Annotated in this window: 28 protein-coding genes; 11 read left to right on the top strand and 17 right to left on the bottom strand. The window is 71.0% G+C overall.

Annotation, left to right across the window (positions count from 1 at the left end; genetic code table 11):
- Positions 1 to 44 precede the first annotated feature (44 nt).
- Positions 45 to 380, top strand: coding sequence for a DUF7113 family protein (locus K6T50_RS14195; protein ID WP_222607216.1), 336 nt, complete (start codon positions 45 to 47; stop codon positions 378 to 380).
- A gap of 75 nt (positions 381 to 455) precedes the next feature.
- On the opposite strand, the gene K6T50_RS14190 is transcribed toward K6T50_RS14195, so the two are convergent.
- On the bottom strand, positions 456 to 1709 hold the full coding sequence (locus tag K6T50_RS14190; protein WP_222607215.1) for a DNA double-strand break repair nuclease NurA: 1254 nt from the start codon (positions 1707 to 1709) through the stop codon (positions 456 to 458).
- A gap of 130 nt (positions 1710 to 1839) precedes the next feature.
- On the opposite strand from K6T50_RS14190, the gene K6T50_RS14185 reads away from it, so the two are divergent.
- The gene (locus tag K6T50_RS14185; RefSeq protein ID WP_225935334.1) at positions 1840 to 2505 is read left to right on the top strand and encodes an HAD family hydrolase; all 666 of its coding nucleotides are present in this window, start codon (positions 1840 to 1842) and stop codon (positions 2503 to 2505) included.
- 83 nt (positions 2506 to 2588) lie between these two features.
- Here the strand turns inward: K6T50_RS14185 and K6T50_RS14180 are convergent, their stop codons facing one another.
- From K6T50_RS14180 to pan1, 3 genes are all read right to left on the bottom strand, one after another.
- On the bottom strand, positions 2589 to 3008 hold the full coding sequence (locus K6T50_RS14180) for a DUF7993 family protein (RefSeq protein WP_222607214.1): 420 nt from the start codon (positions 3006 to 3008) through the stop codon (positions 2589 to 2591).
- Positions 3008 to 3544, bottom strand: a complete 537-nt coding sequence (locus K6T50_RS14175) for a DUF2240 family protein (protein WP_222607213.1) — start codon at positions 3542 to 3544, stop codon at positions 3008 to 3010. The genes K6T50_RS14180 and K6T50_RS14175 overlap by 1 nt, the downstream gene beginning before the upstream one ends.
- Positions 3545 to 3687: 143 nt before the next feature.
- On the bottom strand, positions 3688 to 4905 hold the full coding sequence (gene pan1, locus K6T50_RS14170; RefSeq protein ID WP_222607212.1) for a proteasome-activating nucleotidase Pan1: 1218 nt from the start codon (positions 4903 to 4905) through the stop codon (positions 3688 to 3690).
- 127 nt (positions 4906 to 5032) lie between these two features.
- Between pan1 and K6T50_RS14165 the strand changes: the two genes are divergently transcribed.
- Positions 5033 to 5299: a MarR family transcriptional regulator gene (locus K6T50_RS14165; RefSeq protein WP_222607211.1), complete on the top strand. Its 267-nt coding sequence runs from the start codon at positions 5033 to 5035 to the stop codon at positions 5297 to 5299.
- Positions 5300 to 5360: 61 nt separating this feature from the next.
- On the opposite strand, the gene K6T50_RS14160 is transcribed toward K6T50_RS14165, so the two are convergent.
- Positions 5361 to 6194, bottom strand: coding sequence for a helical backbone metal receptor (locus K6T50_RS14160; RefSeq protein ID WP_222607210.1), 834 nt, complete (start codon positions 6192 to 6194; stop codon positions 5361 to 5363).
- 197 nt (positions 6195 to 6391) lie between these two features.
- Between K6T50_RS14160 and K6T50_RS14155 the strand changes: the two genes are divergently transcribed.
- From K6T50_RS14155 to K6T50_RS14145, 3 genes are all read left to right on the top strand, one after another.
- Positions 6392 to 7390 (top strand): transcription initiation factor IIB, encoded by a 999-nt coding sequence (locus tag K6T50_RS14155; RefSeq protein ID WP_222607209.1) that lies wholly within the window; start codon positions 6392 to 6394, stop codon positions 7388 to 7390.
- A gap of 58 nt (positions 7391 to 7448) precedes the next feature.
- The gene (locus K6T50_RS14150; protein ID WP_222607208.1) at positions 7449 to 8156 is read left to right on the top strand and encodes a type I 3-dehydroquinate dehydratase; all 708 of its coding nucleotides are present in this window, start codon (positions 7449 to 7451) and stop codon (positions 8154 to 8156) included.
- Positions 8157 to 8311: 155 nt separating this feature from the next.
- Positions 8312 to 8680, top strand: a complete 369-nt coding sequence (locus K6T50_RS14145) for a DUF7575 domain-containing protein (RefSeq protein WP_222607207.1) — start codon at positions 8312 to 8314, stop codon at positions 8678 to 8680.
- 40 nt (positions 8681 to 8720) lie between these two features.
- On the opposite strand, the gene K6T50_RS14140 is transcribed toward K6T50_RS14145, so the two are convergent.
- The gene (locus tag K6T50_RS14140; RefSeq protein WP_225935333.1) at positions 8721 to 9089 is read right to left on the bottom strand and encodes a winged helix-turn-helix transcriptional regulator; all 369 of its coding nucleotides are present in this window, start codon (positions 9087 to 9089) and stop codon (positions 8721 to 8723) included.
- Between the two features lie 79 nt (positions 9090 to 9168).
- Between K6T50_RS14140 and K6T50_RS14135 the strand changes: the two genes are divergently transcribed.
- Positions 9169 to 9570: a Zn-dependent oxidoreductase gene (locus K6T50_RS14135; RefSeq protein WP_225935332.1), complete on the top strand. Its 402-nt coding sequence runs from the start codon at positions 9169 to 9171 to the stop codon at positions 9568 to 9570.
- Positions 9571 to 9607: 37 nt separating this feature from the next.
- On the opposite strand, the gene K6T50_RS14130 is transcribed toward K6T50_RS14135, so the two are convergent.
- The 6 genes from K6T50_RS14130 to trpC all read right to left on the bottom strand — a co-directional run bounded on the left by K6T50_RS14130 (position 9608) and on the right by trpC (position 15295).
- Positions 9608 to 10804 (bottom strand): 3-dehydroquinate synthase II, encoded by a 1197-nt coding sequence (locus tag K6T50_RS14130; protein ID WP_222607206.1) that lies wholly within the window; start codon positions 10802 to 10804, stop codon positions 9608 to 9610.
- Between the two features lie 80 nt (positions 10805 to 10884).
- Entirely contained in the window at positions 10885 to 11298 is a 414-nt protein-coding gene (locus K6T50_RS14125; protein WP_222607205.1) for an EamA family transporter, read from the bottom strand.
- A 169-nt stretch (positions 11299 to 11467) separates the two neighbouring features.
- On the bottom strand, positions 11468 to 12265 hold the full coding sequence (locus K6T50_RS14120) for a 2-amino-3,7-dideoxy-D-threo-hept-6-ulosonate synthase (RefSeq protein WP_222607204.1): 798 nt from the start codon (positions 12263 to 12265) through the stop codon (positions 11468 to 11470).
- Between the two features lie 44 nt (positions 12266 to 12309).
- Positions 12310 to 13197: a tryptophan synthase subunit alpha gene (gene trpA / locus K6T50_RS14115; RefSeq protein WP_222607203.1), complete on the bottom strand. Its 888-nt coding sequence runs from the start codon at positions 13195 to 13197 to the stop codon at positions 12310 to 12312.
- A 2-nt stretch (positions 13198 to 13199) separates the two neighbouring features.
- The gene (gene trpB, locus K6T50_RS14110; RefSeq protein WP_222607202.1) at positions 13200 to 14492 is read right to left on the bottom strand and encodes a tryptophan synthase subunit beta; all 1293 of its coding nucleotides are present in this window, start codon (positions 14490 to 14492) and stop codon (positions 13200 to 13202) included.
- A complete protein-coding gene (trpC, locus tag K6T50_RS14105; protein ID WP_222607201.1) occupies positions 14489 to 15295 on the bottom strand; it encodes an indole-3-glycerol phosphate synthase in 807 nt (268 codons plus the stop codon). Before trpC ends, trpB begins: the two co-directional genes overlap by 4 nt.
- Before the next feature lie 221 nt (positions 15296 to 15516).
- On the opposite strand from trpC, the gene K6T50_RS14100 reads away from it, so the two are divergent.
- On the top strand, positions 15517 to 16008 hold the full coding sequence (locus tag K6T50_RS14100; protein WP_222607200.1) for an MGMT family protein: 492 nt from the start codon (positions 15517 to 15519) through the stop codon (positions 16006 to 16008).
- A 100-nt stretch (positions 16009 to 16108) separates the two neighbouring features.
- On the opposite strand, the gene K6T50_RS14095 is transcribed toward K6T50_RS14100, so the two are convergent.
- From K6T50_RS14095 to lonB, 4 genes are all read right to left on the bottom strand, one after another.
- A complete protein-coding gene (locus tag K6T50_RS14095; protein ID WP_222607199.1) occupies positions 16109 to 16456 on the bottom strand; it encodes a hypothetical protein in 348 nt (115 codons plus the stop codon).
- Positions 16457 to 16534: 78 nt separating this feature from the next.
- A complete protein-coding gene (locus tag K6T50_RS14090; RefSeq protein ID WP_222607198.1) occupies positions 16535 to 17008 on the bottom strand; it encodes a rhodanese-like domain-containing protein in 474 nt (157 codons plus the stop codon).
- Positions 17009 to 17039: 31 nt separating this feature from the next.
- The gene (locus K6T50_RS14085) at positions 17040 to 18026 is read right to left on the bottom strand and encodes a CPBP family intramembrane glutamic endopeptidase (protein WP_222607197.1); all 987 of its coding nucleotides are present in this window, start codon (positions 18024 to 18026) and stop codon (positions 17040 to 17042) included.
- Between the two features lie 9 nt (positions 18027 to 18035).
- The gene (lonB, locus tag K6T50_RS14080; protein ID WP_222607196.1) at positions 18036 to 20168 is read right to left on the bottom strand and encodes an ATP-dependent protease LonB; all 2133 of its coding nucleotides are present in this window, start codon (positions 20166 to 20168) and stop codon (positions 18036 to 18038) included.
- 166 nt (positions 20169 to 20334) lie between these two features.
- Here lonB and K6T50_RS14075 point away from each other — a divergent pair, with 166 nt between their 5' ends.
- From K6T50_RS14075 to K6T50_RS14065, 3 genes are read left to right on the top strand one after another with little or no spacing between them, the layout of a single operon-like run.
- On the top strand, positions 20335 to 20898 hold the full coding sequence (locus tag K6T50_RS14075; protein WP_222607195.1) for a nicotinamide-nucleotide adenylyltransferase: 564 nt from the start codon (positions 20335 to 20337) through the stop codon (positions 20896 to 20898).
- A gap of 7 nt (positions 20899 to 20905) precedes the next feature.
- Positions 20906 to 21715: an SAM hydrolase/SAM-dependent halogenase family protein gene (locus K6T50_RS14070; protein WP_222607194.1), complete on the top strand. Its 810-nt coding sequence runs from the start codon at positions 20906 to 20908 to the stop codon at positions 21713 to 21715.
- A 38-nt stretch (positions 21716 to 21753) separates the two neighbouring features.
- Complete coding sequence (locus K6T50_RS14065; protein ID WP_222608936.1) at positions 21754 to 22350, top strand: trimeric intracellular cation channel family protein; 597 nt, start codon at positions 21754 to 21756, stop codon at positions 22348 to 22350.
- Positions 22351 to 22399: 49 nt separating this feature from the next.
- Here the strand turns inward: K6T50_RS14065 and K6T50_RS14060 are convergent, their stop codons facing one another.
- Complete coding sequence (locus tag K6T50_RS14060; protein ID WP_222607193.1) at positions 22400 to 23755, bottom strand: APC family permease; 1356 nt, start codon at positions 23753 to 23755, stop codon at positions 22400 to 22402.
- Positions 23756 to 23820 lie beyond the last annotated feature (65 nt).

The following is a 23820-nucleotide window of genomic DNA, read 5'->3' as shown; positions in this document are numbered from 1 at the left end:
CCCGGATGCGACCGCTTTTCCGACTCGGACGGCTACTTTTCGCTATGTTACTCGTCCGCGGGCGGGGCGGCGGCACCGCGCTCACCGGCACGGTGTACGAGCGCGGCGAGCGCGCGCCGACGTTCAAGGGCGCGCCCGACGAGGACGCGCCGTACGTGTGGGTGTGTGACGCGTTCTACGAGGTGGAGTCCGGCGGCTCGGAGCTGGTCGTCGACGGCGAGGCGATCCGCGTCGCCTTCGAGTCGCCCGCGCCCCGCGGGTTCGACACCCGAGAGCAGGCGCTCGCGGCCGCGAAGGAACACGTCCGAACGCAGTTCGCCCGCGTCGGCGTTCGCGAGGCCGACGTGGAGATCGAAGTCGAGAAGCGCGACCCCGAGTGACCGGTCGGGTCGACACCAGCGTCGCTTCGGTCGGTGCCGGCGTCGGTATCGTCCCGGTCGACGCCGCCCCCGGCGTCACTCCGACTCAGTCCACCGCACGTCGTCGTACGTCCGCAGGTGCTCGGCACCGAAGCGTTCCTCGAACTTCCCGCGCAGCGCCTTCGTCTCGCCGACGCCGATCCGCGCCAGCTCGTCGGCCTTCGCCACCGGCGTCGGCGGGCCGGCCTCGGCGGCGACCTCCGAGATCACCTGCCGGGTGAGGCGCTCGCGCGCCGCCGGGTCGTCCGTGAACGCGGCGGGCGCCTCGACCTTGAACAGCACGTCCTCGCGGGGTTCGTACACGTGCATGAACGTCACCTCGTACCCGGCCGGGTCGAGGTCGCGCTCGACGCCGAGGGCGTCGCCGTCGCTCGCCAGCGGCGCGTCCGAGCCGCCCCGCGAGCGCAGCCACGAGGTGAACGTGATCGCGTCGTCCGCCCGCTCGCCGTCCGGCCGTCGCTCCAGCAGCCGGGTGAACAGCGCGGCGTCGTCGGGCCACGGCGCCTCGACGCCCTTGCGGTCGAGCGTCCGGGTGACGTACCCCGAGGTCGGGTTCTTCACGAACCCGAGCACGGGCACGCCGCGCTCGATGCACGACTCCACGAGCCGGACGTAGGTGCGGACCGCCTCCTGCACCGTCTCGCCGTGGGCGACCTCGCGCAGCTCCCGGTCGCGGGTCGCCCAGTTGAGCAGGCGCTTGGGGTACAGCGGCCCGTCGAGCACGAGCAGGTCCGATACCTCGCCGCGTTCGAGGTGTTTGCGCGCGTGGTGGGACTCCGCCAGCGACAGCGCCAGCTCGTGGACCATCTCGTCGGCGAACCGGCGGCTCCGGGGCACCTTCAGCACCCGGCGCTCGGAGTTGCCGTCGTCGTACGGCATCCAGCCGTCGGGCACGTCGGGGAACACCACCGTCGCGTCGTTGGCGTGGACCGTGACGACGATGGAGCGCGCACGGTGGAGGTCCAGATCCGTCGGTTCGGCGCCCATCGCCGCCTGCGCCACGTCGAGCACGAGGCCGTTCTTGAACGACGTGGGGTTGAGCGTGCCGGAGTCGACGCCGTGGCTCGTCTCGAACGGGCGGTCCGCGAGCGCGGCGTCCTCGACGGGCGTGCGCCGCAGCTCGTGGTCGCCGAGCGACTCCAGCACGACCCGGCCGTCGTCGTGGAGGGGGTCGAGCCACTCCGCCCACGCCGTGCCCGCGAGGTCGTCGTGGTCGGCGTCGTCGACCCCGTCGGCGATGGCCGAGGCGAGGTAGGCGATGGTGTCGACGTGAACGGGGTCCAGCGTCACGGCCGAACGCGGGCGCCGACGGCGCAAAAACGGTGCGGTCGGCGACGTGGGGGATCGTCCCGCCCGCCCGCACGCCGCCCGGTCCGCCGGCGTCGCTGTCTTCATACCCTCCCGCACCCTTCCCCCGGTCGTGATACGCGCGGTCGGGTTCGACCTCGACGCCACGCTCGCCGTCCCGGAACGCCCGCGATCGCGGATCCTCGCGGACGCGCTCGACGCCGGCGGCGCCCCGGAGTTGACCGACACCGTCGATCGGGCGGCGTACCTCGACGCCCACGCCAACCACCGCACCGCCGACAGCAGGGAGCCCGTCTTCGCCGAGCTGCTGGAACCGCACGACGCGGAGGCGGACCCGGCCGCCCTGGCCGACGCCTACCGCGAGGCGGTGACGACCGCGCTCGTCCCGGTGAGCGGCACGCGTGAGTTGATCGCCGACCTCCGGGAGGAGTACCCCGTCGGCCTGCTCACCAACGGCCCCGTGCGCGCGCAGTCGGCGAAGCTCGACTACCTCGGCTGGTGGGACGCGTTCGACACCGTCCACATATCGGGGGACCTCCCCGCGGGCAAGCCCGACGAGCGCGCCTTCGAAGCGCTGTTGGACGGGCTCGGGAGCGACCCGGACGAGACGGCGTTCGTCGGCGACCACCCGGTCGAGGACGTGCGGGGCGCCGCCGCGGCGGGGCTGCGGACCGTCCACGTCCTCGGCGACGGGGACGATCCTGCGCCGGAGGCGGACGCGACAGTCCCACGCGACCACCTCGCCCGGGACCTCCCCGACATCCTCCGGGAGCTGTAACCCGGCATCGTCGCCGCCGCCGGCGTCGCTGGCGGCGTCATCACTCCGACGCTGCCGCCCTTACCGTATCTGTGCCTGCCGCGTTACGTTGCGTCGGAGCTCACGACGGCCTCGAACGCCGGCAGCACCCGCTTCACCTGTGCGCCGTCCTCGACGAAGACGACCGTCCGCGGGGGCGTGACCGCCTTCGGGCGCACGCGCAGGCCGGAGTCTTCCGCCGCGGTCGCGGCGGCGTCGGGGGCGACGACGAACTCGACGTGCGCGCGCTCGGGGTGGACGTACACCTCCGCGAGCGGACGGCCGGCGCCCTCGCTTTCCCCAGTGCTCACCTCGTCCTCGGCGTCGAGCCGAACCCGGTACGCGAGCGTCCCCTGCGTCGTCGGCTCCACGTCGGGGTCGGCGTCGCTCACGCGGACGGCCGCGAGGGCGTCGCCGTCGCCGACCAGCTCCGAGGCGAGCAGCTGTGCGATGCGGACGCCGTCGGTGGTTCGGTCGGCGACCATCACGCTCCCCCCGTGGACGCGTCGTCGCCGGCGGCGTCAGTGGCGTCGTCGGCGTCGGGCGACCCGTCCGGTTCTTCCCCTTCGGTCGCGTCCGCCGTCAGTTCCTCGCGTGCCGCGTCGGCGATGTCGCTCACGTCGACGCCCCGCTCGCGGGCGACGAGTACGGCCGCGGTTTCCAGGGTCACGCCGGCTTCGCGCTGGCGACGGTTCGCCGCGGCGACGGCGTCGCGCTTCTCCATCCCGTCCGCGACGACCGCGTCGACCGCTTTCTCGAACGTCGACTGCTCGCGGAGGATCGACTCGTCCGGGACGAAGTCCGCGGGGACGTGCACCTCCGCGGGGTCGAACTGCGCGCGGAGGTCGCCGCCCTCCTCGGCCAACAGCCCCCGGGCCGTCGCGATGTCGACGAGTCGCTTCGCCTGATCGGGGGAGAACCAGTCGCGATCGAGCGAGAGCGCGACGACGAACTCGCCCTCGCCCATCCGGTCGGTGCCGGCGCCGCGAAACGGCGCGGCGACCGCGGCCTCCAAGGTCATACCCGTTGGTTCGCCGCACGGAACAAAAGCCGCTCGGGGCGCGGTCGCTCAAGGGACGGGCGGTCGGAAGAACTGGGGATCGGGGGAACGGCGATCGGGAGAACAGTGGTCGGACGAACTGCGGTCGGTAGAAACGCCGGTCGTTACGCGAACGCGAGCGAGTCGTCGGCGTCGGTCTCCTCGGCCTGGGAGGTCTTCTCCCAGGCGTTCTCGAAGTCCGCCATCGTGATCTCGGTGCGGTCCTCGCGGATGGCGAACATGCCGGCCTCCGTACAGACGGCCTTCACGTCCGCGCCGGAGGCGCCCTCGGCGAGCTCCGCGAGCTTCGCGAAGTCCACGTCGTCGGCGACGTTCATGTCGCGGGTGTGGATCTTGAAGATGAGCTCGCGCCCCTCGGCCTCGGGCTTGGGCACCTCGATGAGGCGGTCGAACCGGCCCGGGCGGAGGATCGCGGGGTCGAGCATGTCGAAGCGGTTCGTCGCCGCGATGATGCGGATCTCCCCGCGCTCGTCGAAGCCGTCCATCTCGCTCAGGAGCTGCATCATCGTGCGCTGGACCTCGGCGTCGCCGGAGGTCTTCGAGTCGGTGCGCTTGGAGGCGATGGCGTCGATCTCGTCGATGAAGATGACCGCCGGCTCGTTCTCGCGGGCGACCTCGAACAGGTCGCGCACGAGCTTCGCGCCCTCGCCGATGAACTTGTGGACCAGCTCCGAGCCGGCCATCTTGATGAACGTCGCGTCGGTCTGGTTCGCGACGGCCTTCGCGAGCATCGTCTTCCCGGTCCCGGGCGGGCCGTGCAGCAGCACGCCGCTCGGGGGCTGAATGCCCACGTCGGTGAACATCTCCGGGCTCTTCAGCGGCATCTCGACGGTCTCGCGAACCTCGTTCATCTGTTCGTCGAGCCCGCCGATGTCCTCGTAGGTCACGTCCGGCGAGTGCTCGACCTGCATGACGCGAGCGCGCACGTCCGTCTCCTTCTCCAGCTTCTTCACGACCGACAGGGAGTTGTTGACGGCGACCCGGTCGTCGGGGTCGAGGTCCTCGCGCATCTCGTCGGTGACCTCCGTCAGCGCCTCCTGGTTGTTGCCGTGTTGTTTGATCACGACGCCGTCGTCGGTCAGTTCCTGGACCGTCGCGACGAACAGCGGTGACTGCTTGAGCTTCTTGTTCTCGTGGGTAAGCCGCTCGAGCTTCTGCTGGTACTTGTTGTTCTCGGCGTTCGCGTCCAGGAGCTTGTCACGCATCTCCTCGTTTTGCCCCTCGAGAACCTCGAGGCGCTCCTGAAGGGCCTCGATCTTCTCCTGCTGCGACGCCGCCTCCTCCTCGTACGGGAGGTCGACGTCGTCAACGGTGTCAGTCATCGGCGAGGCTAGGGCGGTGAGTACCAAGAGACTTCGGGTCGGGGTGAGGACCGTGAGAATCGGATGCTCAAAGGTAATAATGAGAATAGAAACTATTAACAAACGGCATCGCGTGGATCCAGATAGTATGAGCGCATCCGACGCGGAGGCCGTCGTCGACGACGCCTCGATCGAGGAATGGGAACGCGTTCGCGACCTGCCGCCGAGCGCGAAGCTGGTCGCGAAGGTACTGGAGTACGAGGACACCCTGAGCCAGAGCGAGCTCGCCGAGGAGACGCTGCTCCCGCCGCGAACCGTCCGCTACGCGTTGACCCGGCTGGAGGAGGCGGACGCCGTCGAGTCGCGTTTCTCCTTTACCGACGCGCGCAAGCGGCTCTACTCGCTGGACCTGTAGGCGCTTCGTAGGCGACCCGCCCGGTCCGCGATCCGGTCGACCGCCCGGCCGGCTATCCAGTCTACGTCTCGGACACGTTCACGCCGTGGAACAGTTCCGCCAACGTCTCGATCCCGTCGACCAGTCGCGGGCTCGGCTGGTTCAACAGGGAATCGTCGATCACGTGGACCGCGGGATCGATATCCCAGTCGCGGTCCGAGAGCGGGTCGGGTCCCGGATTGCGGTTCGCGCCACACCAGTGGAACACCGCGTGATCCGGGTCCGCACGTTCGACCGCCGCGGCGTCAACCTCGTGTGAGCGCTCGCCCGCCGAGACGAACGGACACCGCCCGCCGGCGGCGGCGACGGCGTCGGGCACCCAGTTGCCCGCGGCCATCGGGGGATCGCCCCACTCCTCGGCGTAGACGACGGGTCGCTCGGCGGGGTCGTCGGGGACCGCCGCCCGAACCCGGTCAACGCGGTCGCGCAGATCGCCCGCCAGCCGGTCGCCGGCGTCGGGTCGACCGACCGCCGCTCCCACGTCCGCGACGTACTCGTACACTTCCGCCAGTCGGGTCGGCTCGGCGTGCTCGACGACCAGGCCGCGGTCGCGCAGCGTGTCGGCCGTCTCGCGCTGTAGCGGGTCACACGTCAGCACGACGGTCGGATCCAGTCGCTCGACGGCGTCGAGGTCGGGGTTCGGCCACCCGCCGACGACGGTCGGCGACGCCCCCGCTGGCGGGCCGCAGGCGTGCGTCACCCCGACGAGCGCGTCCGCGACGAACGGTGCGTCCGCGACCGTCGATCCGTCCGCGGACTCCCCCCGTGGCGGCCCCGCGGCCGCGTCGAGCGCGCCGAGCGCGCCGAGGATCGCCGTCGCGCTCGGCGCCAGCGAGACGACCCGTTCGGTCACCATCGCGCAACGATCACCATCGTTAGCCCGTGAGAGTCGATCGCATAAATACCTCCCGTCGGGCGGTTTCCGGATCACGTGACGGCGTCCCACTGTCGTGCTCACACCGTTTGTTTTATATACTGATCGCGCTTCCTTTGGGCACAGAGTCACCCGGGGTTTTTTGTATCCCCTTTCGGGCTCCCGCCCCATCAGACGCAATGAGCGAGAACACACACACCCGCCGGCGACCCGCCGGGCGCGACCGACGAACAGCACACGAACACCAGGACGAATCCGAACAGGAGGAGCAGTCGGGCGACGAGCTCGCCTGTCCCGAGTGTTCGGGCAACGTCATCTCCGACGAGGAGCACGGCGAGACGGTCTGTGAGGATTGCGGCCTCGTCATCGAGGAGGACTCCGTCGACCGCGGCCCCGAGTGGCGCGCGTTCGACGCCGCCGAGAAGGACCAGAAGTCCCGCGTCGGCGCCCCGACCACGAACACGATGCACGACAAGGGGCTGTCGACCAACATCGACTGGCGCGACCAGGACGCATACGGCCGTTCGCTCGGCGCCCGCCAGCGCCAGAAGATGCGCCGCCTGCGCAAGTGGAACGAGCGCTTCCGCACGCGCGACTCCAAGGAGCGCAACCTGAAGCAGGCGCTCGGCGAGATCGACCGCATGGCGAGCGCCCTCGGACTCCCGGACAACGTTCGCGAGACCGCCTCCGTCATCTATCGTCGCGCGCTCGACGAGGACCTGCTCCCCGGCCGCTCCATCGAGGGCGTCTCGACGGCCTGCGTGTACGCGGCCGCCCGGATGGCGGGCGTCCCGCGCTCGCTCGACGAGATCAGCGACGTGTCGCGCGTCTCGAAGGACGAGGTCGCGCGCACGTACCGCTACGTCGTCCGTGAGCTGAAGCTGGAGGTCAAGCCCGCCGACCCCGAGCAGTACGTCCCGCGGTTCGCCTCCTCGCTCGACCTCTCCGAGGAGTCGGAGATGCGCGCGAAACAACTCCTGAAGAACGCCAAGGAGAAGGGCGTCCACTCCGGCAAGTCCCCCGTCGGCCTCGCGGCGGCCGCCGTCTACGCCGCCGCGCTGCTCACCAACGAGAAGACGACGCAGGCGGCCGTCTCGGAGGTCGCCGACATCTCCGAGGTCACGATCCGCAACCGCTACCACGAGCTGCTCGAGGCCGAGGACGGCCTCGTCGCGTAACGTCGCCGGCCGACCCGCGACCACCCACGGTTTTGCGTGCCGCCCACCTTCCCCGACCATGAGCGACGCGTACGTCCTCGACCTCGACTCGTTTCGCCTGTGCGCCAGCACCGCCGACCTCGCGGCGGAGCCGGCCGCCCGCGAGCACGCCGACTGCGTCGAGTTCCGGATGGATCTCGCCGACGACCCGCTGGACGCGCTGTCGACGTACGACGGCGACCTCCCGCTCCTGGTGACGAACCGACCACGCTGGGAGGGCGGCGAGACCGCCCCGTACAACCGGCTCGACGCCCTCGCCGCGGCGGTCGAACACGAGGCGGTCGCCGCCGTCGACGTGGAGCTCGCCACCCTCCGGGGTCGACCGACTGGAACGAACGAGGTCGACGCCGAGGGGCTGGTCGCCCACGCCCGCGAGCACGACGCGGCGGTCGTCGCGTCGGTCCACGACTTCGACGGGACGCCGCCGGCGGCGACGCTGGATCTCCTGCTTCGGGCGGCCGCCGCCGCAGGCGACGTGGGTAAACTGGCGGTCACCGCCCACACGAAGGGCGAGGCGCTGGCGCTGCTGGCGGCGACCCATCGGGCGACCGCCCGTGGCGACCGCGTGGCGACGATGGCGATGGGCGAACACGGGAGCCACACGCGCGCTGTCGCGCCGGTGTACGGCTCCCGGCTCGGCTACGCGCCGGTCGACGCCGCCGACGCGACCGCGCCGGGCCAGTACGACCTCGCGACGCTCCGGCGGCTCGTCGACGACCTCCGGTAGCTCGGGCGGTCCGACGCGACCCGGCGAGGTCGTCGCCGCCGGCGTGGGACTCGAGGCGCCCGCGACCCCGTTCGGACGCGCGTCCGCTCCCCGGCGGCCGCGCGTCCGACGCCGCGTGAGAACCTTCATGCCCGTGGCTGGGATGAGTGAGTGGTATGCGACGACGCCCGGCGTTCGCGGCGGCGCTCGCGGTCGTGCCGGCGCTCGGGCACGCCTACCTGCGGCGATGGACGCGCGGGCTCGCCTGGCTCACGCTGTTGGCCGGGGCGACGCTCGTCTTCGCCGGGATGTTCGGCGTCGACGACATCGCGCCGTCGTCGCTCGGCCCGTCCGTGACGACGGCGCTCCGGATCGCCGTGCCGGTCGCGGTGGTGCTCGCGCTGTCGGCGGTCGACGCCTACGTGCTCGCCCAGCGGGACGCCCGCCCGACCGGGATCGCCTGTCCCCGATGCGGCCGGGGAGTCGACCTCTCGATCGGCTTCTGCTGGTACTGTTCGGTCGAGTTCGAGTACGTCGACGAGTAGCCTGAGACGGGGGTCGATCGGGCCGCTTTCCCGAGCCCGATCACCAGCCATCCGATCGCTCGGACCGATCGGCGGTCCAGCGGCGGACCGGCTCGAGCCGTTCGCGGAGCCGTTCGCCGTCGTCGGTGAGCGCGTACTCGACGCGGGGCGGGATCGTCTCCCGCTGCTCCCTGTCGAGGAGGCCCGCCTCCGTGAGCTCGTCGAGACGCGCCGAGAGCGTCGAGCTGCTCACCTCCCCGAAGGTCGCCTCGATCTCCGAGTATCTGACCGGCTGTGCCGCGCCGACGATGCAGACGACTCCCATCGCGTGGCGCCGGGAGAGCAGGTCGAACAGCGGGTTCAGCCGGCAGTAACATCGCTCGCGGTCCGGCTCGCCTCGGTCGTCGGCGTCGGGGGCTGGGTCGGTCATGTGCTTCGATCGGTCGAAGTCGCTTCGATGATCGCTACTTGACAACTTAACCCCTCCGCCACCCGAACACGGACCGACGATGGACGACCCCGACACACACGACGAAGGCGAGGCGAGCGACGCGAGCGAGACGACCGCCGGCGGTGAGGAGGCCGCCGCCGACCTCGCGGTCGCGTGTACGCTGACCGAGGACGAGCGCCGCGAGCGCGCCGAACGGGCCCGGTCGACGCTCGCGGACGCGTATCGAGGAACGAGGGACGCCGAGGACGGGATCGTCCTCGTGTTCGACGGGATCGACGGGACGATCGCGGACGTGGCCGGGTTCGTCTCGGCGGAGCGCCGATGCTGTTCGTTCGCCGCCTACAGCATCGAGATCTCGCCACCGTACGAGGAGACCTGGCTCAGGATCTCGGGCCCCGACGGGACGGCGGAGCTGTTCGAGGACGGACTCGTGGAGTCGTTCGAGCGGACGGAGGGGTGACCGGCCGCGACCGACGGTCGGGCCGAACTCGGCCCCGCTACTGCTCGATGATCGACTCCTCGACGGCCTCGCCGAAGTGGCGGGCCACGTCCTCGTAGTAGACGAGCACCTCGTCTCCCTCCCCGAGGTCGGTGACGGCTTTGCGGCCGTCCGCGGTCGCGACCTTCACCGTCTCGGCGTTCTGGATGAGCGTCTCGATGCGGTCGACCTCGCCGTCGTCGGTCTCGACCTCCGCCTGCACTCGGAACATGGGCCGCTTCTCGATCTTCACGCGGCCGACGACGGCCTCGCGCGTCTTCCCGTCGGTGTCGAGCACCTGCACCTCGTCGCCCGAGCGCAGTTCGCTCAGGTACTTCGTGCCGCCGTCGGGCGTTCGAACGTACGCGTGGACCGCGCCGGCGTTGACGCGGAACGGCCGGGAGGCGACGTACGGCGAGTCGGCCGTCTCGGCGTGGACGAAGAACAGCCCCCTGCTCATCGACCCGACGAGCATCCCCTCGTCGTGGTCCATCATCGTCCCGGTGTCGACGCAGACGCGGTCGGCGGAGCCGGTGCGCTCGATGGCGGTGACCGTCGCGGTCGTGAGATCGAGCGTCTCGCGGTCGGCCTCGTCGCGAACCTCCACCGTCTTGCGGATCTCGTCGGGGTCGTCCGTGTCGAGCAGGACGCCCTCGGCGCCGAGTTCGAGCGTCTCGAACGCCGTCCTGGCCTCCTCGGCGGTCGTCGCGCCGGCGACGAGCGTCGTGTCGTCGCCGATGCGGGCGATGAGGTTCTCCAGCGGGATGATCTCCCAGTTCTCGCTGGCGACGACGAGGAACTCCGCGTCGCGGGCGGCCGCCTCCGCGAACGCCTCGTAGTCCTCGTCGAAGATGCGGACGAACGCCCCCTGCGCGCGGTTGTCGCCGCGGCGGAGCGTCGACAGGTCCGCCGAGCCGGAGAAGTCCGAGGGGAGATCGACCGTGCCGTCGCCCTCGCCGTCCTTGCCGACGATGTAGGCGTCCGCGACCGCCTCGTCGCCGTCGGACTCGGCGTCGCCGATGACGTCCACGTCGGCGTCCGAGCGGAAGGCGGCGACGTTCACGTCGCCCAGTTCGCGCACCTTCGCCACGTCGCGCTCGTCGACGAGCACCCAGTCGACGCCGGCCTCGAGCCCGGCGGTGATTCGTTCGCGCCGCGCGTCCCAGTCGCCCACGTCGCCGTCGGCCCGGATCCAGACGGATCGCGTTCGGGTCATTGTCGGTCGCTATCGTGGACGGCGCTTCAAGTTGGCGGATACGGCGACGGGGGGCGACACGAAACGAGACGGGCCCGGACTCAGGTGGCGATGAGAACGATCGCGACGGCCCCGAACGCGATGCCGAGGACCTTCCTCGCCGTCACGCCCTCCCCCAACACGACGATGCCGAGGAGCGTGCCCCCGACGAGGAACATCCCGAAGATCGGGACGACGACGCTGACGGGGCCGGTCGAGAGCGCCCGGAAGTACCCGACGACGGCGCCGACGAGACAGACCCCCGCCGCGAGGGCGAACACGACCGGCAGGCTGCGCACCGAGGGAAGCGACCAGCCGCCGAACAGGGCCGTCACGGTCGTCGCTCCCACCGCCAGCGTCACGACCGCGATCGGCATGACGGTGAACGCGGGCAGGTCGTGCATCGCGAGCTTCATGAACAGGAACGCGAACGAGTAACACGCCATCGCCACCACCGCCCAGAACACGTAGTTCACGGGACGGATCCCTCCGTATCACGGCTCGGGACGCGCGCTCGTCTGGGTGCCATCCGCTCACAAGGATAGCTGCGGGGACAAAAAAACCGGGCACCGACCGAGTGCGGCCGAGAACCGGACGAGCACCCGACGAGACGGCGGTGGCGACCCGAGCGTCCCGTGGGCGGTCCTACAGCCCCGACGCCGACAGGGCGTCCTCGGCGTCGGCGTCCTCGTGGACGACCGCCGAGACCGCCGCGGTCATCGCCTCGGGGTCGTCGTGCTGGAAGATGGTGCGGCCCATCGAGACGCCGGCGGCGCCGGCGTCCATCGCGCCGCGCACGTCCTTCAGCGTCCGGAGGTCGCCCGAGGGCGACCCGCCGGCGATGATGACCGGCAGTCGGGTGGACTCACAGACGTGCTCGAAGCTCGCGGAGTCGCCCGAGTACGCCGTCTTCACGAGGTCGGCTCCGCACTCCTCGGCCAGGCGGACGGCGTGCGCGAGGTTCTCGGCGTCGTGCTCGGGATCGTCGCCTGCGAGGTTGGCGCCGCGAGCGTACGCCATCGCGAGCACGGGCACGCCGTAGTCGGCCGCCTCCTCACACAGCTCCGAGAGGAACGTCATCTGTCCCGGCTCGTAGTCCGAGCCGACGTTGATATGCATCGAGACGGCGTCGGCGCCCGAGCGGATGGCACCCTTGACGGTACCGGTGGGGCGTTTGTCGTTGCTGTCCGGTCCGATCGAGGTTCCGGCGTTCAGGTGGACGACGTAGCCCGCGCCGTTGAGGTTGGCGTGGACGCGCGGGGCGATCCCCTTCTGGGTGAGTACCGCGTCGGCGCCCCCGCGGGTGACGGCGTCGATGGTCCCCTCGATGTCCTTGAGCCCCCGTACCGGCCCGAGCGTGATCCCGTGGTCCATCGGGACCATGAGGATTCGGTCGTCGGTGGAGATGCGATCCATGCGTGCGGCGAGTCCGGCGTGTTCCATTGGTGTGGTATGGCGTGATCGGGAGTAAATGGCTTGCGAACGACTCAATCGGAAGTACCTTCGGGTGCCGGCGTCCGTCGCCCGTACCCGTCGAGCGCGCCCCGCTTCAGTTCGCGTGCCTTCGTTTCGAGTCGGTCGGCGACCGCCTCGGTCGATTCGCCCCGCTCGTGGCCCTCGGCGACGATGTCCACCAGCGCCGAGCCGACGATGATCCCGTCGGCGCCCGCCTCGACGATCGTCGCGGCCTGCTCCCCCGAGGAGATGCCGAACCCGACCGCCTTCGGGAGGTCCACGTCCGAGAGGCGCGCGAGCGACTCGCCGGTCCGGTCGGACACCGACGACGACGCGCCGGTGACGCCGAGGCGGGCCTGCACGTAGACGTACCCCGAGGACACCTCGACGAGTTTCTCCAGGCGCTCCTTGTCGGTCGTGGGCGCGACGATGGAGATCAGGTGAAGGCCGAACTCGTCGCAGGCCTCCCGGAGCGGCCCGGCCTCCTCGGCCGGGAGGTCCGGGACGACGAACCCCGAGATGCCCACCTCGGCGGCCCTCTCGACGAACGGGCGCGGGCCCTGCCCGGAACCGAACTGGTAGATCAGGTTGTAGTACGTCATGCAGACGAGCGGCACGTCCACGTCGAGATCCTCGACGAACTCGAAGAAGCGCGTCGGCGTCATCCCCGCCTCCAGGGCGCGCGCGACGGCGTTCTGGATCGTCGGTCCCTCGGCGATGGGCTCGGAGAACGGGAGCCCGAGCTCGATCACGTCGGCGCCACCCTCGGCGAGCGCCTCGACGTACGCGAGCGACGACTCGTAATCGGGGTCGCCGACGGCGAGGTACGGGACGAACGCCGGGCCGTCGGCGAACGCGTCGGCGACGGGGTCGCCGGCCGACCGGTCGTCGCCGGCGTCGCCGCGGCGGTCCTCCGCCATCGTCACAGCCCCCCCTCGAACATCGACATGTCCGGCGCGTTCGGCACGTCCCGCCGCGTCGTCTCCTCGATGACCGACTCGAGGTCCTTGTCGCCGCGCCCGGAGACGTTCACAACGGTCACCTCGCCCAGCTCCTCGTGCTGCTCGTGCAGGTACGCGAGCGCGTGAGCCGACTCCAGGGCGGGGATGATCCCCTCCTCCTGGGAGAGCCGGTGGAAGCCCTCGATGGCCGCGTCGTCGTCGACGTTCACCGGCGTGACGCGCCCCTCGTCGACGAGGTACGCCAACTCGGGGCCGACGCCGGCGTAGTCCAGCCCCGAGGAGACGGAGTGGCTCTCGACGATCTGGCCGTCGTGGTCCTGCAGGAGCTTCGTGCGCGCGCCGTGGAGCACGCCCTCGCTGCCCGTCGACAGCGACGCGGAGTTGGGCGCGACGCCCTCCTCCTCGTCGACCGCCAGCGAGGAGCCGCCGGCCTCGACGGCGAACAGGTCGACCGATCCGTCGCCCACGAACTCGTGGAACGCGCCCATCGTGTTCGAGCCGCCGCCCGCGCAGGCGACGACCGAGTCGGGGAGGTCGCCGGTCCGCTCGATGGCCTGCTCGCGCGCCTCCTCCGAGATGAGCGCCTGGAAATCCCGCACCATCTTCGGGAACGGGTGCGGGCCGACGACCGAGCCGATGACGTAGTGGGTGTCCTCGACGTTCGTCGCCCAGTCGCGCATCGTCTCGGAGATGGCCTCCTTCAGCGTCCCGCGGCCCGTCGTCACCGGCGTCACCTCCGAGCCGTTGATCTTCATCCGGAAGACGTTGGGGCGCTGGCGGTTGATGTCGCGCTCGCCCATGTACACCTCACAGGGCATGTCGAGGTGGGCCGCCGCCATCGCCGTTGCGGTGCCGTGCTGGCCGGCGCCGGTCTCGGCGATGATGCGCTCCTTGCCCATGTACTTCGCGAGCAACACCTGCCCGAGCGCGTTGTTCAGCTTGTGCGCGCCGCCGTGAAGCAGGTCCTCGCGCTTGAGGTACACCTCGGTGTCGTAGCGCTCGGAGAGCCGGTCCGCGCGCTGGAGCGGCGTGGGGCGCCCGCCGAACTCGCGGATGCGCCGGCGGAACTCGTCCATGAAGCCGTCCTCGTTGTTGAGTACGTATCGCTCGTAGGCGTCGGTCAGCTCCTCGATGGCGGGCATCAGCGCCTCGGGGACGTACTGGCCGCCGTAGCGGCCGAACTTCCCGTCGCCGGCGGCGATCCACTCGCCGCCGTCGCCGCCGGTCCCGCTCCGTTCGCCCTCGCTGCTCATACCTCCTCCTCGGACTCCGCGGCCGTAAACCGACGGGTGTTGGCAGAAACGTCGCCGCCGGTACCGGACGCGTCCTCCCCCTCGGAATCCATGATCGCGGAGCCGATGAGCAGCCCGTCCGCCCCGGCCTCGCGCATCCGTCGGGCGTCCGCGGGCGTCGTGATCCCCGATTCGGCGATCACCGTCACCCGGTCGGGCACCTCGGGCGCGACCGACTCGAACGTCGAGAGGTCGACCTCCAGCCTCCCCAGGTCGCGGTTGTTGACGCCGATCAGCTCCGCGCCGGCCGCCAGCGCCGCGGCGAGTTCCTCGCGCGTGTGAACCTCGACGAGCGGCTGGAAGCCCCGGTCGCGCGCGGCCTCGACCAGGTCGGCGAGGTCGTCGCCGACGAACCGCGCGATGAGGAGCACCAGGTCCGCCTCCGCGGCGTCGAGCTGGTCCTCGCGGACGATGAAGTCCTTCCGTAACACGGGCACGTCGACCGCCTCACGGACGCGCGTCAGGTTCTCGACGGAGCCGTCGAAGTGCTCCGGTTCGGTCAGCACCGACAGTGCCGCGGCGCCGCCCTCGACCATCGACGCCGCCAGCGCGACCGGGTCGTCGTCGCGCGCGCCGTCGGTCGTCGGGCTCGTCGGCTTCACCTCGGCGATCACCGGGACGCGCCCGTCGGCCTCCGCGGCCGCGAACGCCTCCGACAGCGACCGCGCGTCGACGGACACGCGCTCGTCGCCGCCGGACCGCTCGCTCGCGGCCTCGAGGATCGATCGCACCGCCGGCGCGAGCTCCTCGGATCGTGTGTTCATCTATGTACATCAGTGGGCGCTTTCGTTCAAAAGTGTTGCGTCGGTGGGGGCGAAGATTCGGTGGGCGTCGGGGGTCGTCGCCGGCTCGGTCGCCGGCGCTGTCGGTCCCGCGTCGGATCGCCGTCGACCCCGCGATCTGCTCGGCATCGGCCCCCCGATCCGCTCGCCGACGGCGACCGCGACGGGCGGGATTGAAGCGTCGTCGTCGCGTTCGATCGGATATGGCTGCGACCATCGGCGGCGGCCCGGGGGACACCGGCGTGTTCGGGCGCCGCTTCGACGCGATCGACCGTGCGGTGGAACTGGGAACCGCGAGCGGGCGGCTCATCTCCGTCTCGTTTCCGGAGACCCTCCCGTCGGACGCCGACGGCGACCACCCGCTGTTGGACCGGATCGGCGAGTACCTCGCCGGCGCCGAGGACGACTTCGCCGACGTCGAGGTCGCCATCACCGTCCCCACCGACCGACGGTCGGTGCTGGAGTCGGTTCGCAACGTCCCGTACGGCGAGTCGGTCGACCTCGCGCGGGTCGTGAAGATGACCGCCGACCTCGATCACGAGGACGAGGCCGACCTGGAGGCCGCCCGGGAGGCCCTCCGTGCGAACCCGATCCCGATCGTCATCCCGGATCACCGCGTCCGCGACGTCGGGGGCGCGACGCCCGGCGCGGTGGCCGCTCGGCTCAGGGAGATCGAGGGAATTCAGTCGTTCTGAGCGAGAGGGCGGTCGGCCGGTGGGGGCATGATCGGCCGGAGGTCGGACGGTGCTCGGTCGGTGGTCAATGTTCGGTCGATTCTCGGCCGGCGTTCGACCGTCAGCGACCGTACGCGCGGACGAGGTAGTACGCGATGGCGATGAGAAACAGCGCCTCGCCCGCGGTCTCCATCGGGGCGATCCCGAGGTCGACGCCGCCGATCTTCGCGCCCGTCGCGAGCGCGAACAGCCCGGCGTTCGAGAGCGCGCCGGCTTCGGTGGGCGAGCCGTGCAGCCACATGGTCCGCTGGCTCGCGAGGACGCCGACGGCGAGCATTCCCGCCCCGACGGCCATGTCGACCGGGACGGTCCCGCGGTACCAGCCGCCGACGCCGGCGACGACCGCCGCGCAGGCGAGGAACACCGCCGCCCCGGTCGACAGGTCGACGCTCCGCTTCGACGCGTGCATACCACAGGACGCGGCCGGGACGTAGGTAAGCGTGGCGTCGCCGTCCGCCGATCGTCCGCCGTCCGTCCGACGCGGGAGTTACCGGTCCGAGTAGTCCGGCTGCTCCACGTCGGCCTGCTCGTACCCCGCCTCCTGCCACGCGGTGAAGCCGCCCTCGACGTGGGCCACGTCCGCGAACCCCATGTCGCGCAGCGCCTTCGCCGCCAGCGCCGACCGGCCGCCCTCGTTGCAGTACAACACGAACCGGCGGTCCGTCTCGAAGTAGTCGCGGTAGTACTCCGTCTCGGGGTCCGCCCAGAACTCCAACATCCCGCGCGGGGCGTGCGTGTCGTCGGGGATCGCGCCCTCGATCCACCGCTCGCGCACGTCGCGCACGTCGAGGTAGTACGTGTCCGGATCGTCCGCGGCGTCGTCGGTGCTCCCGTCGTCGTTTTCGCCGTCCTCGCCTCCGATCATCTGCCACTCCTCGTGGGCCTCGTCTATGCTCAGCACCTCCACGTCGGCCTCCGCCTCCGCGGCCATGTCCCACGCGTGGTTGTCAACGTCGCTCATGGATCGAAGGCGGCGAGCACGGGACAAAGAGCTACCGGCGGACGCCGATGGCGGCGGGGTCGAACTCGTGGACGACCAGCGTGAGCGCGTTCACGAGGTAGTGGGCGACGGCGACGAGCGCGAAGCTCCCGGTGAGGACGAACGCCCCCGCGAGCACGAACCCCAGCGCCCCGGTGGCGACGATCCCCGCCCGCCCCTGCGCGCCGTGGCCGAGCGCGAACGCGAGCGACGAGCCGACCGCGAGCAGCCACGGCCACGGGTCGACGCCCGCGACACCCGCCGGCAGCCACGCCGGCGCGTCCAAGCCGACGCCGAAGGCGCCGACGAGCACGGCCCGAAAGAGGAACTCCTCGAACAGTGCGACCGTCGGCAACACGGCGAGCAACAGGATCGCCCAGCCCGCGAGCGTGTCGGGCGCGAGCGCGCCACGCAGCGCCTCGTTCACCTCGATCCCGACCCGCTCGGCGAACCGGCCGCCCGCCTCGCTGGCGAGCCACAGCGCGACACCGAGACCGACGCCCAGCGCAAGGTCCGGGGGCGTCGCCGCCGGGACGAGCCCCAGCGCCGCGGCCGGCACGTCGGCCCACACCGCGGCGGCGACGAGCATCGCGCCGAAGACGCCCTGCGAGAGCGCGACGTTCGCCAGCAACACGCCCGCCGACAGCGACGCCTCCGCCTCCGCGGCGGCGACGGGGCTGCGCTCGGGCGCCGACAGCGACCGGTCCGCGTCGGGAGTCGTCGCCGGGTGTGACGGCGTCTCCGGACGTGACGGCGTCTCCGGACGTGACGGCGTCTCCGGACGTGACGAAGTCGCCGTGGGCCCGTGAGTTTCCGGCGCGGTGTCGGTCCCACCCGTGGCACCTGTGGCGCGGTCAGCGTTGCCGTCGCCGTAACGGTCGCCGCCGCGAGCCGCCGGCTCGTCGACGGGTGCGAACTGTGCCTCGGATAGCCGCGCGAGGCCCAAGAGGAGAAGCAGGACGACGGTCGCCAGCCCCGCGAACGCCGTCCAGCGCGTCACGTCGGGTCGTTACTGCGGGCTGGGGCTGGTCGGTCCGCGGCCGGTGCCGGCGCCCTCGCCGGTCTTCTCCAGCGCGGAGCCGGTGATGCTCTTGAGGCGGTCGACGAGCGAGTCCTTCTCGGGCTCGCCCTCCAGCGCGATGTCGAGCACCTCCGAGATGTGCTCGACCGGGATGATCTCGACCATCTCCTTGTACTCGTCCTCGATCATCACGTCCTGCTCGTTCGCCTTCGGGATGATGACCGTGTCGCAGCCGGACTTGGCCGCGGCCTCGATCTTGTGGGTGACGCCGCCGACCGGGAGCACGTCGCCCCGGACCGACAGCGAGCCCGTCATCGCGAGGTTCTGGTCGACGCCCACGTTCTCCAGCGCGGAGATGACGGCGGTGGCGACCGTGATGGACGCCGAGTCGCCGTCGACGCCCTGTTGGCCCGTCTGGACGAACTGGATGTGGATGTCCTTCTCGGTGATGTCCTCGTCGGAGAACTTCTTGATGATCGCCGAGACGTTCTGGACGGCCTCCTCGGCCATCTCCTGGAGCTGGCCGGTGGCGATCACCTGGCCGGGCCCCTGCGAGGGGGTGACCTCGGCCATGACCGGGAGCATGATGCCCGAGTCCTCGCCCATGACGGCGAGACCGTTCACGCGGCCGACCTGGTAGCCGTCGGCGACCTGCAGCTCGTAGTCCTTGCGGCGCTCGATGTAGTCGTCGGCGAGCTGCTGCTCGATGGAGCGCGAGCGGCCCTTCGCCTGGAGTACGTGGTCGCGAGTGACGCGCTCGGCGTCCTCGCCGCGGGCGATGTCGCCCGAGACGCGGACCAGCCCGCCGAGGTTCCGCAGCTCCAGCGTGAGGTGGCCCTTCCGACCGGCGCGGCGGCGGGCGGTGAGGATGACCTCCTCGATGGCCTCCTCGCTGAACGCCGGCAGCCGGCCGTCCTTGGCGACCTCCTGGGCCACGAAGCGGGCGTACTTGCGGCGCATCTCGGGGGTGTCCTCGATGGTGTCGTCCATGTAGACCTCGTAGCCGTACCCCTTGATGCGCGAGCGCAGCGCGGGGTGCATGTTCTCCATCGCGTCGAGGTTCCCCGCCGCGATCATGATGAAGTCCGTCGGGACGGGCTCCGTCTGGACCATCGCGCCCGAGGAGCGCTCGGACTGGCCGGTGATGGAGAACTCGCCCTCCTGGATCGCGGTCATCAGCTTCTGCTGAGAGCGGATGTCGAGGGTGTTGATCTCGTCGACGAACAGCACGCCCTTGTTCGCCTTGTGGATGGCGCCGGCCTCGACGCGGTCGTGGCTCGGCGTCTCCATCCCGCCGGACTGGAACGGGTCGTGACGCACGTCGCCCAGCAGCGCGCCGGCGTGGGCGCCGGTTGCGTCCTCGAAGGGTGCCGACTTCTCGTCGGCGTTGTTGACGAGGAGGTTCGGGATCATCGAGTCGCTGCCGCGCGAGCCGTAGCGGAACGCGAGGTAGATGATACCGGCCGCGAGGATGCCCAGCAGGATGTTGCTCACGACGAGCAGCGAGTAGCCCAGCACCACCGCGATGATGATCCACATGAGGAAGCTGCGCATCTGGTTGCGCTTTCTGGCCTCCTCCTTGTGGGCGTCGACGATCTGTTCGCCCTTGCCCGACGGCACCGTCCGCACCTTCGGGTTGTTGCCGTCGTCGGGGTTGTGATACACGAGCACGTCCTGCAGCTCCTCCTTCGGGAGCAGCTCGGACATGGCCTTCGCGAGCATCGACTTGCCCGTCCCGGGCGAGCCGATCATCATCACGTGGCGGCGCTGCTTGGCCGCCTTCATCACCACGTCGCGGGCGTGTTCCTGCCCGATCACCTGGTCGACGAGTCGGTCGGGAACCTCGATGTCGTCGGTCGAGTCGATCTGGAGGCCGCCGAGCAGATGCTCCTCGGCGATCTCCTCGTCGATCTCGGCGTCGATCTCGACGTCGCTCCCGAGGTCGTCGATGTCGGCCTCCTGGTCGGAGGGATCGTTGGAGGCGCCGACCGACCGGCCGCCGGTCGTGCCGCCGGACCGCCCGTCGTCGGCCCCGTTCGACTCGGGGCCGCGATCGGCGGGGGCGTCCTCCGGATCCAGGACATCGCCGCCGTCCCGGCTGTCGTTTCGATCGTTGCTCATAGAATCGTCGCTACCGTAAAACAGGGTCCGTCGATTCATATACTTTCTCCCCCTGTGAGCCGCCCCTGCCCGAACTAGAACCGCCGGTAGCGCCGCTGAATCCGACGGACCACGGCGCCCGCGGCACTCGCCGGGCTTTTAAACTCGCCGCGAGATACGTCAACCCATGCGGGGGTTCTACATCGGGCGGTTCCAGCCGTATCACAACGGCCACCACCACATGGTCGAGGAGATCGCCGGCGAGGTGGACGAGCTCGTCCTCGGTATCGGCTCCGCGGGCGACTCCCACACCCGGCGCAACCCGTTCACCGCCGGCGAGCGCGTCATGATGGTGACGAAGGCGCTGGCGGATCTGGACCTGACCACCTACGTGGTCCCCATCGAGGACCTGGAGCGCAACTCCGTGTGGGTGAGCCACGTCCAGTCGATGTCGCCGAAGTTCGACGTGGCGTACTCGAACAACCCCCTCGTGGTTCGCCTGTTCGAGGAGGCCGGCGTCGAGGTGCGCTCCTCGCCGATGTTCCGCCGGGAGGTGCTGGAGGGGAGCGAGCTCCGCGATCGCATGATCCGCGGCGACGGCTGGGAGGACCTCGTCCCCGACGAGGTCGTCGAGACGATCGCCGAGATCGACGGCGTCGACCGCATCCGGCAGGTGGCCTCCTCGGACGCCAACGGCACCGGCGACTCCCTCGATCTCGACCACGACAGCTCCACCGCCGACCCGGCGTGATCCCCCGATGTTGACGCTCGCCTCCGACTTCGGCTCGCCGTACCCCGCCGCGATGAAGGGCGTCCTCCGCTCGCGCGGCGTCACCGACCTCGTGGACGTGGCCCACGACCTCCCCCAGGGCGACCCCCGCGCGGCCGCCTTCTGGCTGCGCTTCGTCCTCCCCGAGTTCCCGCCGGGCGTCCACCTCGTCGTCGTCGACCCCGGCGTCGGCACCGACCGCGCGGCGATCTGCGTCCGCGCGGGCGATCACGCCCTCGTCGGCCCCGACAACGGCTGTCTCCTTCCGCCCGCGAGGGAGCTGGCGGGCGAGGAGGACGACGTGGAAGTCTACGCTGTCGACGAGGCCGACCCCCGGTCCAGCACCTTCCACGGCCGCGACGTGTTCGCCCCCGCGGCCGCCCGCGTCCACGAGGCCGGCGTCGACGCGATCGGGTCCCTCGACGGCTTCCGTCGGGTCGACGACTACGACGATTTCGAGATCCCGAGGGCGTGGGTCGAGGCGGAGACGGCCGCCGGCGAGGTGCTCGTCGTCGACGACTTCGGTAACGCGATCACCAACGTCCCCGGCTCGTTCCTCGACGGGCGCGTCGGCGAGACGATCGCCGTCGAGACTGCCGCGGGCGTCCGCGAGGTGCCGGTCGTCGAGACGTTCGCCGACGTGAACAAACACGACCCGCTGGTCACCGTCGGCAGCCACGGCTACGTGGAGTGCGACGCGAACCAGGGGCGCGGCGACGAGGCGTTCGACCTGGCGCCGGGCCGGGCCGTGACCCTCTCGTTCGAGGAGGCGCTCGCGGCGACGGTGCCGACGGCCTGACCGTGGGCGTCGTCTCCGCCGCCGCCGCGGTAACCGCGATGAACCTCGTCGGCCTGCTGGCGTTCGCCGTCGCGGGGTCGCTCAAGGGCGCCGACGCGGAACTCGACCCCTTCGGCGTCGCCACGCTCGGCGTGCTCACCGCGCTCGGCGGCGGCACCGTCCGCGACGTGCTCGTCGGGCGCGTCCCCGCCGCGCTGCGCTCGACCGGCGACGTGCTCGTCGTGCTCGCGGGCGTCGGCGTCGGCCTCCTCGTCGCGTGGGCGCTGTCCGGCGGGGCGGGTCGCGTCCGCGACCATCCGGCGTTCCTCGTCGCCGACGCCGTCGGGCTCGCCGCCTTCGCTGCCTCCGGCGCGGCCGTCGGCGCGGACGCGGGACTGTCGGCGTTCGGCGTCGTCGTCACGGCAACGCTCACCGGCGTCGGCGGGGGGTCGCTGTCGGACCTGTTGCTCGCGCGGGTGCCGGTCGTCCTCCGGGAGGACTTCTACGCGACGCCCGCGCTGTGCGGCGGCGTCGCCTACGTCGTCGCCGGCGCGGTCGGCGTCCGCGGGGCGACCGCGACGCTCGGGGTCGCGGTCGGCGTGTTCGCGCTCCGGGTGCTCGCGGTTCGGCGCGGATGGTCGCTGCCGTCGCTGTGAGCGGCACGCCGGCTCCACACCGGTCCCCGTCCGCCCGTGCAGTTCGTGCTCATCCGCCCACGTCGTCGAGGATCTCCTCGACCGGTTCGATCTCCTCGGCGAGCGTCTCCCGCTCGAAGTACAGCAGCTCGACGGCGACGACGAACGCCGCCAGCGCGACGACCGTGTAGAAGGTGCTCGGCCGGGTCGTGTAGAGGTGCCACGTCATCAGGGGGAGGAACGCGCCGGCGCCGACGGCGCCGACCGCCGGCGGCACGGGGTTGACCGCGTCGCCGTCGCGGTGGCGGAACGCGAGCGCGCTCATCGCGGCGAACACGACGATGAACGCGATCGACGCGAAGTTCGTGATCGCGCCCAGGGTCCCGACCGAGGTGAGGGCGGCCGTGATCGCACCCAGCGCCAGCAGCGTCCGCTCGGGGACGCCGTCGGCGCTCGCGTCGCCGACGCGGTCGGGGAGCAGGTCCTTCGAGAGCAGCCCCTTCGCGAAGTGGCCCGCCGAGAACAGCGTCGCGTTGATCGCGCTCCCGGTCGAGAACAGCGCCGACAGCGACATGACGACCGCGCCGACCTCCGCCGGGCCGACGACGCCCGCGATCCGCGCGGCGGCATCCGTCAACGCGGTGTGCGGATGGCTCCGGAGCGCCTCCGGCGCGAGGTTGTACGTGGCGACGGCGACGAGCACGTACACCAGCACCGCGGCGGGGATCGAGATGAGTACGGCCCGCCGGGTCGTCCCGACGGGGTCGCTCATGTTCTCCTGGTCGTAGAAGAGGAGCTGCCACCCCTGGAACGCGACGAACGAGACGCCCGCGGCCATGATCGGGCCGAACGACGCCACCCCGGCGACCCCGTACTCGGCGGGGTCGGGCGAGACGAGGTAGACGTAGGCGATCCCGCCGACGCCGAAGGCGACGAGGATGGCGACCTTCGCCCCGACGAGGACGTTCTCGGCCTGCCCGGTTACGCGCGACCCGAGCAGGATCAGTCCCGTGAACCCCGCCACCGCGGCCACGGACACGACCGGGCGAAGCGGGACCCCGAACGCCGACTCTGGGACCGCCGGAAGCGCGACGGCGAACTCGCCGAACGCGAACGCGTACATCGCCATCGAGCCGACGTAGCCGAACAGCAGCGTCCAGCCCGTCATCCCCGCGAGCGTGGTGTTGCCGGTGAAACACTGGACGAACGTCACCGACCCGCCGTTCTGGTCGGCGATCGCGTTGAGGACGGTGTAGGAGTAGCCCGCACACAGCGCGACGACCCCCGCGAGCACGAACGCGGCCCACGTCGTCGCCCCCGCGATCGTGGTCACCACGCCGAGGACGGCGTAGATCCCCCCGCCGATCATGCCGCCAAGCGCCATCGACACCCCCTCGACGACGCCGAACGATCCGTCGTCGCTCACGGGGAACGGTGGTCGCGTCGAAAACTAAACTCGCACGGCCGATCCCGGAGCGAAGGAACGAGAGG

The sequence above is a fragment of the Halobaculum magnesiiphilum genome (assembly GCF_019823105.1).
In the GTDB taxonomy this organism is placed as follows: Archaea; Halobacteriota; Halobacteria; order Halobacteriales; family Haloferacaceae; genus Halobaculum; species Halobaculum magnesiiphilum.
The sequence above is the reverse complement of the archived record's forward strand: the minus strand, read 5'-3'. Positions and strand labels throughout refer to the sequence as shown.